We start from the raw sequence: 16,126 nt of genomic DNA, 5'->3' as shown, positions 1-16,126 counted from the left end.
GGTGTTTAATTATTGTTAAGAGCCGAGCAGGGTTGCGAGCAGCTGCTAAGCTGATGTTTGTTTTAGGGTCGTTTCAGAGTGGAGTCCGTGTGGCGTACAAGGGAATGAAGGTATCCGCTGCCGTTTTATCAGTAGCTCTGGCATTGCTTTTGAGTGCCGCTGCCGGTGCCCAAGACAATCCCAAAGTTGTCCATTTTGGTTGTGGCATGAAAGACAGTAATCGGGTCTTTCAGGAAATTGATAAGGCCCTGTCTGCGGTTTTTACCGCCATGGGCTATGAATTTCATATGACCCATTTCCCCAGAATACGGGTGGAGGCGGAATTGGAAAGCGGTCGCCTTGACGGTATTTGTGGAAAAACCCGTCATTATTTTGAGAATTCAGACGTGGCACTGCCCCTATCGCCGCCGGTTTCCATGGGGCATCTGGTGCTGTTTGGTCGTGATGATTCCAAAGGCTTATCCGAGCCAGATGTGCGTCTGCTGTATGTTCGTGGCAGTTCCAGCGTCCGGGCTTATCTGGATCAGGCAAAGTTAACCGCAGAGCCCATTACCACTATTTATCAGGGGCTGAAAATGGTGGCCGCCAAACGGGTGGATTATTTAATTGAGTTTGCCGGGCCTGGCAGGAACGCCATCAACGAATTGGGCCTGGAAGTACAGATTACGTCATTTGCCTCGGGTTATCAGTTGCCGGTGATGATGGTGGTGCATAAGCGCTACCGACATCTGATCCCCGAAATCGAGCAGCGTTATAGCGATTACATGATGACCCATCATGGCCGTGAGATCTTGATAGGAGGCTCTCTCTAAACAAAGCCTCCAGTCTTTTTGGGGAGGTTATTGTTTGGCAAGCATCGCCAGCGCCACCTTGGAGCCATTGCAGCGATCCAGTTGCCGACAAATATAGTCTCCCGCTTCAATCAGTTTTAGCAGGTCAATACCGTGCTCAATCCCCAAACCGTTGAGCATATAGACCACATCTTCGGTGGCGACATTACCAGAGGCTCCCTTGGCGTAGGGACATCCTCCGAGGCCTGCCACGGAACTGTCGATTACCCGGATGCCCATTTGCAGTGATGCCAGAATATTGGCCAGAGCCTGACCGTAGGTATCGTGCAGGTGCACGGCCAGTTTTTCCGCTGGCACGACGTTTAGTACTTCCCTGAGCATGGCCTGAATACTGGCCGGGGTGCCGACGCCAATGGTGTCGCCCAGTGATACTTCGTAGCAGCCCATGTCCAATAATTGGCGGGCAACCTGAGCCACTTTCTCCGGTGCGACATCGCCTTCGTAGGGGCAGCCCACCACACAGGAGACATAACCGCGGACTTTGACTCCCGCAGATTTGGCGGCCGCCATAATCGGTTCAAACCGCGCGATACTTTCAGCCACCGAGCAGTTGATGTTTTTCTGGCTGAACGCCTCTGAGGCTGCAGCAAAAATGGCGACTTCGGTGGCGCCCACCTCCACGGCTCTGTCATAGCCTTTGATATTGGGGGTGAGGGCGGCATAGGTAACGCCTTCGCCCCGAGGCATGCGTTCAAAAATTTCATCGCTGCCGGCCATTTGCGGTACCCATTTGGGGTTCACAAAACTGCCGGCCTCGATATAGCTGATTCCGGCACGGGCCAGCTTGTCGATCAGTTCGATTTTTGTCTCGGCACTGATGGGCTGCTTTTCATTTTGCAGACCATCACGGGGGCCGACTTCGACGATGCGAACGTGCTTGGGTAAGGTCATTTTGGTCTCCATATCAGCTGGCTTCAAAGTCCACCAGTTCGGCGCCGCCGTCAACCAGTTCTCCCGGTTGATAATAAAACGCTTTCACCGTGCCATCGGCTGGCGCACGAATGGTGTGCTCCATTTTCATGGCTTCCATCACCAGCAGGGCATCGTCTTTTTTGACGTCGCTGCCGGCTTCCACCAGCAGGGTTACCATGGTGCCGTTCATGGGGGCGCTCAGTCCACCAGCACCAGCATCGGCATCCTGATCACCCATGTCGGGCTCGGCTTTTCTGAAACTCAGGGCGCTGTATTGGGTGTAGAGGCTGAAGGTGTTGTCATGCTCGGCGACGGTGGCGGTAAATTGATAACCGTCCAGATTGGCACGCAGGGTATTGTTTTCAAGCGTTCCCTGAGCCGTAATGGTTTGGCTGCTGCCATGCTGGTTAAGGTGGCAGATGCTGTAGCGGGTCACATTGCCCACCTGTTGTTGGGTAACGTTCAGCTGATATTCCTGCTCGTGAAATACGATATTGAGGCGATGCACATCATCAAACACCGAGCGCCAGGCGTTGGTCTGATTCCATGGCGAGGTTGGGTCCTTGGACAGCAGGGATTGCAGCTTGGCTTCATTCTCCTGTTTCAACAGCAGATACAGTGCGGCTAATGGCAAGTCCTTTTCCACTTCATATTGGTCGTCGTGGAAAATCACCGAGTGATGTTTCTCGATAAAACCGGTGTCCAGATCCGCATGACGGAAAGGTGCGCAACTGGCCAGATTGTAGAGAAAATCAATGTTGGTGGTCATGCCGCTGATGCGGTATTCGCTGAGCGCTTTGGTCAGGCGCGCCAGGGCTTTATCCCGGTCTTCGTCCCAGACGATCAGCTTGGCAATCATCGGGTCGTAGTAAACGCTGACGTCGTCGCCCTGACGAACGCCGGTGTCTACCCGGACATTATCATTGGTGTCCGGCGTTTGCAGGAACGACAGGGTCCCGGTGACCGGCAGAAAATCATTTTCCGGATCTTCGGCGTAGATGCGCGCTTCAAAGGCGTGACCTTTGATTTGCAGATCACGCTGTTGCAGTGGCAGTGGCTCACCGGCGGCGACCCGCAGTTGCCACTCCACCAGATCCTGCCCGGTGATCATTTCGGTAACCGGATGTTCCACCTGCAGGCGGGTGTTCATTTCCATAAAATAGAAAGAGCCGTCGACGTCGAGCAGAAACTCAACCGTGCCAGCGCCTTGATAGTCGATGGCCTGCGCGGCCTGAATCGCCGCCTGCCCCATGGCTTCACGCAGTTCCGGTTCCATGCCCGGTGCCGGCGCCTCCTCAATCACCTTCTGGTGTCGGCGTTGTACGGAGCAGTCCCGTTCAAACAAATAGACGGCGTTGCCCTGTTGGTCACAGAACACCTGAATTTCCACGTGGCGCGGCTGGGTCAGATATTTTTCTACCAGCATCTTGTCATCGCCAAAGGCGTTCAGGGATTCACGTTTCGCGGCTTCTAATGCCTCGTCAAATTCCGATTCATTCCAGACCTGACGCATGCCTTTACCACCGCCACCGGCGGCGGCTTTGAGGAGTACCGGGTACCCCATGTCATCGGCGCTTTGCTTGATGATGTCGCGACTCTGATCTTCGCCGTGGTAACCGGGTACCAGCGGCACGCCGGCTTGCTCCATGATCTGCTTGGCGGCCGACTTGGAACCCATGGCTTCGATGGCGCCAATGGGTGGGCCAATAAAAACGATGTCATTATCTTTACAGGCTTTGCAGAAGTCGGCGTTTTCCGACAGGAAGCCATAGCCGGGATGAATCGCCTGAGCGCCGGTTTTTTTTGCGGCATCGATGACGCGATCAAACTGCAGATAGGATTCACGGGATGGGGCGGCGCCGATATGCACGGCTTCGTCGGCCATGCTGACGTGCAGCGCATCTTTGTCGGCGTCACTGTAAACGGCGACCGTGCGAATACCCATTTTGCGGGCGGTGCGAATAACGCGGCAGGCAATTTCACCACGGTTGGCGATCAAAATTTTATTGAACATGATGGCCTCTCCTTTAATTTTTTATCCAGCGGGGTTGGCGTTTTTCCAGAAAAGCGGTGAGTCCTTCCTGGCCCTCTTCGGATACACGAATGGCGGCAATGCGCGCGCTGGTTTGATTCATTAATTCGCCGTTAATGTCTTTGCCGCTGACATCAAAGATCAATTTTTTGGACGCCTCTATGGCGGCCGGGCTGTTGCCCAGTAAGTTGTCGATTAAACCGTTGATGCAGTCATCCAGTTGCTCCTCGGCAACCACTTCACTGATCAGCCCCAGTGCCAGCGCCTTGTCAGATTTAAAGCGCTCGGCTGTCAAAAAATAGCGGCGCGAGGCGCGTTGACCCATGGCTGCAACTACGTAGGGACTGATGGTGGCCGGCAGCAATCCGATTTTCACTTCGCTTAAAGAGAAGCTGGCGCGCTCGGTGGCCACAGCCATATCGCAGCAGCTCACCAAGCCCACGGCACCACCAAAGGCGGCGCCCTGTACCCGGGCAATGGTAGGTTTACGCATAAAATTAAGGGTGTGCAGCATGGTGGCCAAAGCGTTGGCGTCGGCCAGATTTTCCTCGTAGCTGTAACTGGCCATGCGCTTCATCCAGCCAAGGTCACCGCCGGCAGAAAAGTTTTTGCCGTTGGAGGCCAGTACCATAATGCGTGCATCGGGATTGCGATCGACGCTGTTAAAGGCCTCGGTCAATTCAGCAATAATGGCGTCATCAAAGGCGTTGTGTTTTTCCGGACGATTCAGGGTGACGGTGGCCACGCCGCGTTCGTCGAGTTCAATTAATACGTTGTTGGTCTGTGTGTCTGTCATGGTTCGACGCTCCGTCACATCCGGAAGACACCGAACTTGGTGTCTTCGATTTCTTGATTGAAGGACGCTGACAAAGACAGCCCCAATACCATCCGGGTATCGGCCGGATCGATCACGCCGTCGTCCCACAGTCTCGCGGAGGCAAAGTAGGGGTGACCCTGTTTTTCATAGGTGTCGATAATTGGTTGTTTGAATTCGGTCTCGGCCTCGGCACTCCAGTCTTCACCGGCTTTGGTTTTCTGGTCGCGTTTCACCTGTGCCAGAACGCCTGCGGCCTGTTCGCCACCCATCACCGAGATGCGGGCATTGGGCCACATAAACAGAAAGCGAGGATCGTAGGCGCGGCCACACATACCGTAGTTGCCGGCACCGAAAGAACCGCCGATTAAAACGGTAAATTTAGGTACCTTGGCGGTGGCGACCGCGGTCACCATTTTAGCGCCGTGTTTGGCAATGCCGTCGTGTTCGTATTGTTTGCCCACCATAAAACCGGTGATGTTTTGTAAAAATACCAGGGGTATTTTGCGCTGCGCGCACAGCTCGACAAAGTGCGCACCCTTTTGTGCGGATTCACCAAACAGAATGCCGTTGTTGGCAACGATGCCCACCGGGTAGCCAAAGATGCGGGCAAAGCCACACACCAGTGTGTTGCCATATTGAGCTTTGAATTCATCGAACTCGGAGCCGTCGACAATGCGCGCAATGATTTCGCGGACGTCGTAGGGCTTGCGGGAATCTTTTGGCACCACACCGTAAATTTCGCGGGTGTCGTAGAGTGGTTCGACGGCGGGCTGAATGTCCATGTTCACCGGTTTTACCCGGTTTAGACGACTGACAGCGGTGCGCGCCAACTCCAGGGCGTGATGGTCATTTTGAGCCAGATGATCGGCCACACCGGAGGTGCGGCAATGAACATCCGCGCCACCCAGTTCTTCGGCGGTAACTACTTCGCCAGTGGCGGCTTTTACCAGTGGTGGACCACCGAGAAAAATGGTGCCCTGTTCTTTGACAATGATGGACTCATCTGCCATAGCCGGTACGTAAGCGCCGCCTGCGGTACAGGAACCCATGACCACCGCAATCTGTGGAATGTTTTTCGCAGACATATTGGCCTGATTGAAAAAGATATGGCCGAAGTGGTCGCGGTCGGGGAACACGTCTTCCTGCCGCGGCAGGTTGGCACCGCCGGAATCCACCAGATAAATGCAGGGCAGATTGTTTTCTTCGGCAATGGTCTGGGCGCGTAAATGTTTTTTGACGGTTAATGGGTAGTAGGTACCGCCTTTTACGGTGGCATCGTTGGCAACGATCATGCACTCCTGACCGTTAACGCGGCCGATGCCAGTGATAATGCCGGCGGCGGGAACGTCTTCACCGTAAACATCAAAAGCGGCCAGCTGTGATAACTCCAAAAACGGAGAGCCTTCGTCGAGTAGTGCGTGCACTCGATCACGAGGCAGCAGTTTGCCACGGCTGGTGTGACGCTCGCGGGCTTTTTCGCCACCGCCTTTACGGATGGCGTCGAGTTTGTCTTTCAGGTCATCAACCTGAGCCTGCATATGCTCGGCGTTTTCAGCAAAGTCTGCGGCGCGGGTATTAATTTTTGATTTGATGGTGGCCATCTAGTGTCTCCGGTGTTGGGCTGTGGACGGAGTTTCGGTGCGTGGCGATTCGGGTAGCTTGTTCTCAGACACGCTGTGAATACATCCTTGTAAGCTCGGTTGCCGCATCCATGCGGCAAACGGTCTGACAACAAACTACCCGAACCACCTGTCAGCTCCTCTGCCAAATTCTGGTAGTAGACAGAAAAGAGTTGGCGTTACTTGGTCTCGTTAAACAGCTCGCGACCAATCAGCATGCGACGTACTTCACTGGTGCCGGCACCGATTTCATAGAGCTTGGCGTCGCGCAGTAAGCGGCCTGTAGGGAATTCATTGATGTAGCCGTTACCGCCCAGTGTCTGGATCGCTTGCAGTGCCATTTGTGTGGCTCTTTCAGCGGTGTAGAGAATCACCGCAGCGGCGTCTTTACGGCTTTCCTGGCCGCGGTCACAGGCTTTGGCTACGGCGTACAGGTAGGCGCGCGAGGCGTTGAGCTCGGTGTACATGTCGGCGACTTTACCTTGCATCAGCTGGAATTCACCGATGGACTGGCCGAACTGTTTGCGGTCGTGGATATAGGGCACCACGATGTCCATGCAGGCCTGCATAATGCCGATGGGGCCGCCGGACAGAACGGTGCGCTCGTAGTCCAGGCCGGACATCAGCACGGCGACGCCTTTGCCTTCTTCACCGAGAATATTTTCCGCCGGCACTTCACAGTCTTCGAGCACCAGCTCGCAGGTGTTGGAACCGCGCATGCCCAGTTTGTCCAGCTTCTGATGGCGAGAGAAACCGGGGAAATCACGCTCGACAATAAAGGCGGTCATACCCCAGGCGCCTTTTTCTATATTGGTTTTGGCGTAGATGACGTAGGTGTTGGCGTCGGGGCCATTGGTGATCCACATTTTGTTGCCGTTGAGGATGTACTTGTCACCCTGCTTGTCGGCACGCAGTTTCATACTGACGACGTCACTGCCGGCATTGGGTTCGGACATGGCCAGAGCGCCCACGTGCTCACCGGAGCAGAGTTTCGGCAGGTATTTGAGTTTCTGTTCGTGGGTGCCGTTCTTGCGAATCTGATTGACGCACAGGTTGGAGTGGGCGCCGTAGGACAGGCCCACGGAGGCTGAGGCGCGGGAGATTTCTTCCATGGCCACACAGTGGGCCAGATAACCCATGTTGGTGCCACCGTACTCTTCTTCGACGGTCAGGCCCAGCAGGCCCATGTCACCAAATTTGCGCCACATATCCATGGGGAATTCATTGGTGCGATCGATTTCCTCGGCGCGGGGAGCCAGCTCGGCCTGGCAGAAGTTGTAAACGCTGTCGCGCAGCATATCGATGTCTTCGCCCAGGTCGAAGTTCAGAGTTGGATAGGAAACGTTCATGGGTCGGTCTCTCCAGATTGTGTGCTTGTAAATAGGTCTGTGATTAAGAAGCGGTGTCGGCGTCCGGCAGTGCCTCGCGGCAGCGCTGTTCGGCGTCGTCCAGATCTTGCAGCATGTCTTGCAGTTCTTTCATTTGCCGTTGCAGGGCCAAGCGGCGTTCGCGAATGCCATCAATCAGGGTGTGTAATTGTCCGGCGTTATTGCCCTTGGGGTTGTACATATCGATGATGGCGAAGCTTTCATCGAGGCTGAAGCCCAGACGCTTGCCGCGCAAAATCAGCTTTAGTTTGGTGCGATCTGCCGGGCTGTATATGCGGGTCTGACCGTTGCGCTGGGGAGTGATCATGCCCTTGTCTTCGTAGAAACGAATGGTTCGGGTGGTGATATCAAACTCTTTGGCCAGCTCCGAAATGCTGTAGGTTTTGCTCATGGGGTTGCGCCTGTGTCGAGTGCCTGTCATATCAGGGTGAGCAAAATATAGCTTACCTTTACGTTAACGTAAAGATTCGGGTTGCGGAAATTTTAATCAATTGGGCAGGTTATTGAGTATAGAAGGGGATTGAGCCCTAGGGGGCCGCTTTCGATTTAAAGATGATCCAGCATGTGCTGGAGTTGTCTGGCCTGCTTGGTTAGCAGATCCTGATAGGCCGCTTGCAGTTCAGTAACCTGCTTCCAGTCTTCATCCCGGTCTTGGGTTTTCAGGCGCTGTTCCAGACTGTCGCTGAGTTGGTCGCTGTGAAGGAACAGCTCTCCTGTCCGGGTGGTTTGCAGTAGATTCTGGCAGTTGCCGGTCAGTTTGCTGTCTTCCAGAAACTGGCTAAGCAGGTGCTTGTCATGGTGCGGGTAGATGGCGGCGCTGACCTCCAGATGCAGCGGCTTGTCGCTGCCATTGATCAGTTCGAACAGCAGCATGCTGGCGCAGGTGGCGCGGAACGAGGCGTCGGCAACATCGTCGCCACTGTAGCTCAGGGTTAGCCAGTGTTCACTGGCATGTTCCAGCTTGCCGCTGTAGAGGGTGTTGACGCCTTCAATTTTTTTGCCCAGATCAGACAGCAGTTTGCTGCGGAACGAGCCGCTGATCTGTTTGCGCAGGGTGTCGAGATTGAGGGTGTGCAGTAACAATGTCACCTTGGTGTCGTCGTTAACTGGAGGCTGGCTGGCAGCTTCTGGTGTGGGATCTGCCCCGGTGTCACTGTCCGATGACTTGGTTGCGGCAGTTGTCTGAGGTGGATTGCCTCCCATCAGACTGAAGCCCATCAACATCAGGGCGACGGCAATAAAGCCAATCAGCCAGCCGGATTCCTGTTGCTGCAACAGGCTCTGTGTGTCGATGGTAATGGCGACGTAACCGGCAATGCTGTCGTGCAGGGTGATCGGGGCGGTGTAGGTGGCGCTGTTGTGGCGGGAATAGCCACCCAGTTTGGGTGAGTCTCCGGCCTGTACCAGCAGACGGTTTTCAACGTCGTAAATAGTAGCACTCAACACATCGGGGTTATCCGCGATGTTTTCCATGCTCACCTGAAGGCTGACCAGATCGTTATTGAGTGTGGCGTTGGCGGCTTGTTTGGCTGTCAGTTTGGCCAGAGCATTACCATAGTGGCTGGTGCGCTGATCGATCAGTTGCTGTTGCTGCTGGGTGAAAACGGTATAGCTGAGACTGAGGACCAGGGTTGCGGTCAGGGCGATCAAAAACAGGGGGGATCGCAGGCGGCCAAGAATTAGCTGAAGGTCCATGAAGGGGCGGTCGTCTCAGGTCATTTTTAATTATGCGCGAAGAGTATTTCAGTCTAGGCGGTGAGTAAAGCTATAATCACGTCACCTCAGCCATGGCTATACGAGCAGTGGCCTTCAAGTAAGAGTTTGACTGTGAAAGAAATTGTTTTGATTAATGTCTCCGGTGAAGATAAGCCGGGTGTCACTTCCGCCATTACTGCAATCCTCGCCCAGTATGAAGCCAATGTTCTGGATATTGGCCAAGCGGTGATTCACGACAATTTGACTTTGGGGTTGCTGGTTGAAGTGCCCGAGGCTTTTGAGTCGTCCCCGGTGTTGAAGGATGTACTGTTTAAGGCTCACGAGTTAGAAATGCAGGTGCGCTTTGAGCCTATCGCAGAGGCCAAGTACGACAGCTGGGTAGCGCAGCAGGGCAAGGGGCGTCATATCGTAACCTTGTTGGCGCGCCGCATTACTTCTCTGCAGATCTCCCGGGTGACCGCCATCGCCGCACGTCACAACCTGAATATTGACAACATTACCCGTTTGTCTGGTCGTGTGGCTCTGGATGATCAGAATGAGAAAACCAAAGCCTGTGTGGAGTTTTCTGCACGAGGTACGCCTGAGGATCTTGGGCAGTTGCGCTCCGATTTTATGGAGCTGTCTGCCGAACTGGATGTGGATATTGCTTTCCAGGAAGACAACCTGTTCCGGCGCAACCGGCGTTTGGTTTGTTTTGATATGGATTCGACCCTGATCGAAGCCGAGGTGATTGATGAGCTGGCCAAGGCCGCAGGCGTTGGTGATCAGGTGGCGGAAATTACCGAGGCGGCCATGGCCGGTGAGCTGGATTTCAATGAGAGCTTTGCTCGTCGCATGGCGTTGCTGGAAGGGCTGGATGAAAGTGTGTTGCAGTCCATCGCTGAGCAGTTGCCCATTACCGAAGGTGCTGAGCATTTGATCAGTACGCTGAAGGATCTGGGCTACAAGACGGCTATTTTATCCGGTGGCTTTAATTATTTTGGTCGTTACCTGCAGAGTAAACTTGGTATCGATTACGTCTATGCCAATGAGCTGGATGTGGTTGATGGCAAGGTTACCGGTGAGGTTAAAGGCACGGTGGTGAACGGTGAGCGCAAGGCCGAATTGCTGCGTGAGCTGGCCGAGCGGGAAAATATTTCACTGGAGCAGGTTATTGCTGTGGGAGACGGTGCCAATGACCTGCCGATGTTGAGTATTGCCGGGTTGGGTATTGCTTTCCGCGCCAAGCCTCTGGTGAAAGCATCGGCCAAGCAGTCAATATCAACGCTGGGCCTGGATGCGATTTTGTACTTGATTGGCTTCAGGGATCGCGACGGGGTATAACCGGCTCCCTGTCATCCTGAACGAAGTGAAGGATCTCTTGGGTTAGAGATTCCTCACTTTGTTCGGAATGACAAAGGCTTTTTATTTGCCCAGCATCCTCGGCAAAACATCCTCTTCCGGATTACCGCTACGACGGTGTTTGATTACGCCAGCAATGTGCAGAATCACGCAGACAGCCAATAGCTGAGTGCTGATGCCGTGGACCGTGTGGAAAAATCCCGCCAGTTCCTTGTTGGTTTCAACCACCTGGGGCAATTTGAAAAGCCCGTACATGTCCACCGGGTAGCCGAAGAAATGGCTCATCAGCAGGCCGGACAGGGGTGCCACTACCATCAGTAAATACATCAGGTGTTTGACAGCTTTGGACAGCTTTTTATCGCGGGCGGGAATGGCTTCGGGCAACGCTGGCGCTGGGCTGTAGGCGATCCAGCCGATTCGTATAATCACCAGCAACAGGGTCAGTGCGCCAGTGGCTTTATGCAGGCCATAGAGCATGCCACGCTGTGGCGCATCGTCGGGCAGTCCTTCCATATAGGTACCGACCGCCAATAGGCCGATGATGGCGATGGCGATCAACCAGTGAAGAGAGCGGGAAACAGTGCCGTATGCGGTGGCGGTGTTTTTCATAGGGGACTCCTGTCGTGTTTTTAGATCCGGTTATCAGATCCGCTTGAAGGAAAAGCTTTGTGCTTGATCCATATCTTGCAGATTGCATTTTGCCATGACAAGTCGATCAACACCGAGGGCCACTCCGGCGCAATCGGGCAGGCCAGATTTAAGGGCTGATAATAGATGCTGGTCAACGGGGATGGCAGGGTTGTTCATGGCTTGGCGCTGGTTCAGGTCCTGTTCGAAGCGTTCGGCCTGTTCCTGGGCATCGGTCAGTTCCCAATAGCCGTTGGCCAGTTCCATGCCGTTAAGATAGATTTCAAAGCGTCGCGCGATCAGGTCGCCTTGTGCGGAGATTTCGGTCCGTGCCAGAGCGGCCTGACTGGCGGGGTAATCAAAAATGACGCTGATACCCTGAGGCAGTGTTGGCTCGATGACATGGGTCATCAACAGGTCGAGCCAGGTATCCGGGTTGTCATCCTGCCAGTGGATATTGCAGTGCTCGCCGGCCAGATGCTTCAGAGTGGTCAGCTGTGTCTGATGGGGGTTGATCTGAAATTTTTGCTCAAACAAATCCCGGTAGCTAAACAGTTGGCACTTCTCAATGCCGGTGGTGGCTGTTATCAGGTCGCATACTTCACTGGCCAATTGGCGATCGTCGAGCCCCAGTCGGTACCATTCGAGCATGGTGAACTCCGGGTTGTGACGGCGCCCATATTCCTCGTTGCGAAAGGCTTTTCCCAGGCTGAAAATGTCGCCGCTGCCGGCTGCCAGCAGACGTTTCATAAAGAATTCCGGTGAGCTTTGCAGGTAATTCTGTTGTTGGCAGGTCTGGGTTGGTATCAGATCTATGTGGGGGTCGGTGCCGGCGGTATTGGCGACAACGGGTACATCCACTTCCAGAACATCCAGCGAGCGGAAATAGTCACGAATTTGCCGGTAGAGTTCGGCTCGGGCTTGCAGGGTTTGCAGGCTGGCGCCTGGTTTCCAGAGTAAGTCAGGCATGGCGATTTTTGCTATGAGGGGAGGAGGGACGTCACATCGGCGGTTGAGGTATGGGTGCCGATGTGACGGGCAGAGACGGGGCATCAGTCTTTGCCGCGGTGTTTTAATCCTTGGCGCGGCCCAGGTATTCACCGGTGCGCGTGTCCACGCGAATCACTTCACCTTCGGACAAAAACAGAGGTACCTTGACCACAGCGCCGGTCGACAGGGTTGCCGGTTTGGTGCCGCCCTGAGCGGTATCGCCCTTCAGGCCAGGGTCAGTCTGGGTGATTTCCAGCTCAACGTGATTGGGCGGGGTTACCGCCAGCGGTGCGCCATTGAACAGAGTAACCACAACCGTGTCCTGTTCTTTCAGCCATTTGGCGGACTCGCCCACGGCCTTTTCGTCAGCCTGATGCTGCTCAAAGGTGGTGGGTTCCATAAAGTGCCAGAACTCGCCATCGTTATAGAGGTATTCCATGTCGGTGTCGCGCACATCAGCGGCTTCCAGGGATTCACCGGATTTGAACGTACGCTCCCAGACTCGACCGCTGTTGAGGTTGCGCAATTTTACGCGGTTAAAAGCCTGACCTTTGCCTGGCTTTACAAATTCATTATCAAGGATGGCGCAGGGCTCACCGTCGAGCATGACTTTCATGCCACTGCGAAATTCGTTGGTGGAAAAGGTTCCCATGTGCGTTCTAGCCTCCAGCTTGGAAATTTTATTCGGGCACCCTATTCACTAAATTACGACCATTTAATGAGGTGCCTTGGGGTAAACCCGCGAATTATAACTTGGCTCCCAGTTTGAAGCCATCGCCGGGGTCGCAGTAAAATAGCCGGCCTATTGATTGTTGCGATACCCGACCCATGACGCCTGCCGATCCACTATTACTGAATACTGCAGAGATAACTGCTGATGTTTATCCGGCCGATTGGCAGCAGCAATTGCAGCAAGCGGTGCGAACCCCGGCTGAGTTATTGCGAATGCTGGATCTACCCGAGTCGCTGTTGGCAGGCGCCGAGGCTGGCGCTCGACAGTTCGCCTTGAAGGTTCCCAGAAGTTTTGTGGCAAAGATGCGCTGTGGTGATGTAAACGACCCTTTGTTGCGTCAGGTACTGCCGCTGACTGATGAGCAGTTGCCGGTATCTGGCTATGTGACCGACCCGCTTGAGGAACTGGACAACAACCCTCTGAAGGGATTGATTCACAAATATCGTGGTCGCGTGCTGTTAACAGTGGCGCCGGCCTGTGCGGTCAATTGCCGTTACTGTTTTCGTCGACACTTTCCCTATCAGGATAACAGTCCGGCGCGGGCCGAATGGCAGCAGGTGCTTGAGTATATTCAGGCGGATACCAGTGTTAACGAGGTGATTCTCAGTGGTGGCGATCCGCTGCTGGCGCCGGACCGGCAACTGTCGTGGCTGGTATCGGCTTTGAATGATATTGCGCATCTCAAGCGACTCAGAATTCACACCCGCTTACCGGTGGTGATTCCTCAGCGGGTGGATGCGGCGTTGTTGGGGTGGTTGCAGGCGACCCGGTTGCAAGCCGTTGTGGTGTTGCACATTAATCACGCCAATGAAATCGATGAACAGCTGGTAAAGAAAGTGTCTGAGCTCAAGGCCGTGGGCGCGACAATCCTGAATCAATCTGTATTGCTCAAGGGGGTTAACGATTCTGCGGTTGCTTTGAGTGCTCTGTCAGAGGCATTGTTTGCCGCCGGTATCCTGCCTTACTACCTGCATGTGCTGGATAAAACGGCGGGCACGGCTCACTTTGACTGTTCCGATGCCAGAGCCGTCGAGTTGCACAATGAGCTGCTGGCCTCTCTGCCGGGCTTTCTGGTTCCCAAATTGGTGCGCGAAGTGCCGGGAAAAGCGTCCAAAACCCCTGTTTATTGAGATTGGGCAGGTTTTTTGCGCCACACTCGGCGCTATGCTTGAGTCCCCGGGCTAAAAGCCTTTTAATACGTGATGGTCTGAGGGCGTAATAAAAAACACCTGTTAATAACGTACGCTCGCAGGATTTTGGTAGGGATTCACTATACTGTCATTAAAGGAATAAGCGACCAGCCCCCCCATGATGCCGGACACTGAAACGCAACAGCTGCTTGAAATTTTCAAATTGCCTCCGCAGGACCGCCGAACACTGGGTTTCTGCCAGGATCATCGGCCCGCTGCCGTGGCCGCTTGGGCTGAGGCTTTACCGGCTACCCGTATCAGTAATACCAGTGTGTTGCTCTACAAGGCACTGCCCGAAGTTGTCCGTATTGAAACGACGCCCGCGAACCGTCTGGCGATGCTCGAAAGCCTGCGTCCCTATGTGCAGCGCTGTATTCAGGGGCTGGCCAGGAATTTTCTCAATCAACCGTTGATTCTGCCCGAAGGTGCGATGAAAACTGCGGTGATTGCTCAGGCGCTGCAAAAGCATATGTCCAATGGCTATCTGGTGGTGCTCAAGGATCTGCTGCATAAGCGCAGTGACAAGAAGATCAGTAGTCAGGAGCAGCATGAGCTTGGGTTGGTATTGCACCGCTCCATTACCGGTCTGGGGTTGCAATTTTTGCGCAGTGCGCAGCTCTATACCCCGGCCCCGCCACAGCTGTGGCGAGAACTGAACGGGCTCTATGTAATGGCGGAGCGGCTGGATCTTTTGCATCAGTCCCATCCGGATCAGCTACTCAAACATCAGCCGGCCAATACCATTGAACAGAGTTATATCCGCACCTTGATGCTGGCCTGCGCCAGCCCCAATCAGATGCGGCAAAACGATGTACTGGCACTTTACGATGCACTGGAAAGCTGGTCTCTGCGCCTGCACTTGAAAGAAGCCGGCAGCAACCAGAACAATTTGTTTGTGGTTGATCTCGACAGCAACCACGGCCCCATTTACAAAACCCGCTATGAAGGGGGCTACGGGGCCAGAGTTCGCGATCTGGATTTTAGCCCCATACTGTTTGCCCTGGAAAAACTCGACAGTGGTCATGTTGAAGAGGGTTTTGTCCCCATTGTTGGCCCGCTGGCATCATTGATTTATACCCATGTTCGCGAGTCCTGGGGCGTCGCCCGATCCCGGCATTCGAAACGCCTGAGCAGCCACACCCGTCTGGATGTGGTGGTGGGGCTCAGCGCGATCCATTTTCATGCCTGTGAAGGTCTGGACTTTAACGAATTTCTGGCTGGCGGCTCAGACTCGTCGCTGTCTATGCTGACAACCCGTTTTGAGGTGGGTAAAACCGAGGAAGAACTGGACCCCTGGAATGATGCTCCAGATGCCTCGGGTGGCTTCAATCGCGAAGTCAGTCTTAATTACACCAATGTTCTGGCTGAGGAAGACGAGGAGCAGGCACAGGAGGCAGCGAAATATCCGGTCTACCAAACCGTGACCCTCGATGCCAGTGCTGATGGCTACTGTCTGGATTGGCGTGAAAAAATTCCCGCCAACGCCAAAGTGGGTGAGCTGTTGGGAATTCGCGAGCCAGGTCGCAGTGTCTGGGCTGTTGGCGTGGTACGCTGGGTCAGACAGAGTAAAGGGGCATCCCAGCTGGGGGTGCAGATGTTGTCGCCCAGTGTGAAACCCTGTGCGGCACAGCAAATCCAAAAGTCGGGTGAGAATGCCGATTTTATGCGGGCGCTGCTGGTGCCTGAGTTCAAAGCCAGTAAAACGCCGGCCAGTTTGATTACTCCGGTGTTGCCATTTCGCGTTGGAGATAAGACCAATCTGAACCAGAAGGGGCAGCGCTCTGTGGTGCAGTTATCCAAAGAGCGATTTTCGACCAGCTCCGTGAAGCAGTTTGGTTTTCGTGTGCTGGATGCCGGGTTACAGGAAAACCCCGAGCAGTCTGGCGATATTCTCGACGACTGGTAATACA

14 protein-coding genes are annotated in these 16,126 nt (G+C 54.4%); 4 read left to right on the top strand and 10 right to left on the bottom strand.

Annotated elements, in window-relative coordinates:
• The first annotated feature begins 89 nt into the window (after positions 1–89).
• Positions 90–812 carry a hypothetical protein gene (locus ACPXV9_RS13280; RefSeq protein WP_423897943.1) on the top strand — a complete coding sequence of 241 codons (723 nt, stop codon included), beginning with the start codon at positions 90–92 and terminating at the stop codon, positions 810–812.
• 27 nt (positions 813–839) lie between these two features.
• Here the strand turns inward: ACPXV9_RS13280 and ACPXV9_RS13275 are convergent, their stop codons facing one another.
• The 7 genes from ACPXV9_RS13275 to ACPXV9_RS13245 form a co-directional block, all read right to left on the bottom strand.
• Positions 840–1,742 carry a hydroxymethylglutaryl-CoA lyase gene (locus ACPXV9_RS13275; RefSeq protein WP_423897940.1) on the bottom strand — a complete coding sequence of 301 codons (903 nt, stop codon included), beginning with the start codon at positions 1,740–1,742 and terminating at the stop codon, positions 840–842.
• Positions 1,743–1,755: 13 nt separating this feature from the next.
• Complete coding sequence (locus ACPXV9_RS13270; RefSeq protein ID WP_423897938.1) at positions 1,756–3,777, bottom strand: acetyl/propionyl/methylcrotonyl-CoA carboxylase subunit alpha; 2,022 nt, start codon at positions 3,775–3,777, stop codon at positions 1,756–1,758.
• Between the two features lie 13 nt (positions 3,778–3,790).
• Positions 3,791–4,591 carry an enoyl-CoA hydratase/isomerase family protein gene (locus tag ACPXV9_RS13265; RefSeq protein ID WP_423897936.1) on the bottom strand — a complete coding sequence of 267 codons (801 nt, stop codon included), beginning with the start codon at positions 4,589–4,591 and terminating at the stop codon, positions 3,791–3,793.
• Positions 4,592–4,605: 14 nt separating this feature from the next.
• Positions 4,606–6,213 carry a carboxyl transferase domain-containing protein gene (locus ACPXV9_RS13260; protein ID WP_423897933.1) on the bottom strand — a complete coding sequence of 536 codons (1,608 nt, stop codon included), beginning with the start codon at positions 6,211–6,213 and terminating at the stop codon, positions 4,606–4,608.
• 197 nt (positions 6,214–6,410) lie between these two features.
• A complete protein-coding gene (locus ACPXV9_RS13255; RefSeq protein WP_423897931.1) occupies positions 6,411–7,580 on the bottom strand; it encodes an isovaleryl-CoA dehydrogenase in 1,170 nt (389 codons plus the stop codon).
• Between the two features lie 43 nt (positions 7,581–7,623).
• Positions 7,624–8,010: a MerR family transcriptional regulator gene (locus tag ACPXV9_RS13250; protein ID WP_423897929.1), complete on the bottom strand. Its 387-nt coding sequence runs from the start codon at positions 8,008–8,010 to the stop codon at positions 7,624–7,626.
• A gap of 155 nt (positions 8,011–8,165) precedes the next feature.
• Positions 8,166–9,314 carry a hypothetical protein gene (locus tag ACPXV9_RS13245; protein WP_423897926.1) on the bottom strand — a complete coding sequence of 383 codons (1,149 nt, stop codon included), beginning with the start codon at positions 9,312–9,314 and terminating at the stop codon, positions 8,166–8,168.
• 132 nt (positions 9,315–9,446) lie between these two features.
• Between ACPXV9_RS13245 and serB the strand changes: the two genes are divergently transcribed.
• Complete coding sequence (gene serB / locus ACPXV9_RS13240) at positions 9,447–10,658, top strand: phosphoserine phosphatase SerB (protein ID WP_423897923.1); 1,212 nt, start codon at positions 9,447–9,449, stop codon at positions 10,656–10,658.
• A gap of 81 nt (positions 10,659–10,739) precedes the next feature.
• Here serB and ACPXV9_RS13235 read toward each other — a convergent pair whose 3' ends face one another.
• From ACPXV9_RS13235 to efp, 3 genes are all read right to left on the bottom strand, one after another.
• Positions 10,740–11,285, bottom strand: coding sequence for a cytochrome b (locus ACPXV9_RS13235; protein WP_423897921.1), 546 nt, complete (start codon positions 11,283–11,285; stop codon positions 10,740–10,742).
• Positions 11,286–11,318: 33 nt separating this feature from the next.
• The gene (gene epmA / locus ACPXV9_RS13230; RefSeq protein WP_423897918.1) at positions 11,319–12,272 is read right to left on the bottom strand and encodes an EF-P lysine aminoacylase EpmA; all 954 of its coding nucleotides are present in this window, start codon (positions 12,270–12,272) and stop codon (positions 11,319–11,321) included.
• A 103-nt stretch (positions 12,273–12,375) separates the two neighbouring features.
• Entirely contained in the window at positions 12,376–12,945 is a 570-nt protein-coding gene (gene efp / locus ACPXV9_RS13225) for an elongation factor P (protein ID WP_423897915.1), read from the bottom strand.
• 176 nt (positions 12,946–13,121) lie between these two features.
• Here efp and epmB point away from each other — a divergent pair, with 176 nt between their 5' ends.
• Together epmB and ACPXV9_RS13215 are read left to right on the top strand one after the other, a co-directional pair.
• On the top strand, positions 13,122–14,156 hold the full coding sequence (gene epmB / locus ACPXV9_RS13220; protein ID WP_423897913.1) for an EF-P beta-lysylation protein EpmB: 1,035 nt from the start codon (positions 13,122–13,124) through the stop codon (positions 14,154–14,156).
• Positions 14,157–14,334: 178 nt separating this feature from the next.
• Positions 14,335–16,122: a hypothetical protein gene (locus tag ACPXV9_RS13215; protein ID WP_423897911.1), complete on the top strand. Its 1,788-nt coding sequence runs from the start codon at positions 14,335–14,337 to the stop codon at positions 16,120–16,122.
• The last annotated feature ends 4 nt before the right edge of the window (positions 16,123–16,126 follow it).

The organism is Candidatus Pelagadaptatus aseana, assembly GCF_040362265.1.
GTDB classification, from domain to species: domain Bacteria; phylum Pseudomonadota; class Gammaproteobacteria; order Pseudomonadales; family Cellvibrionaceae; genus Pelagadaptatus; species Pelagadaptatus aseana.
This window is presented reverse-complemented; position numbering and strand designations above follow the sequence as displayed.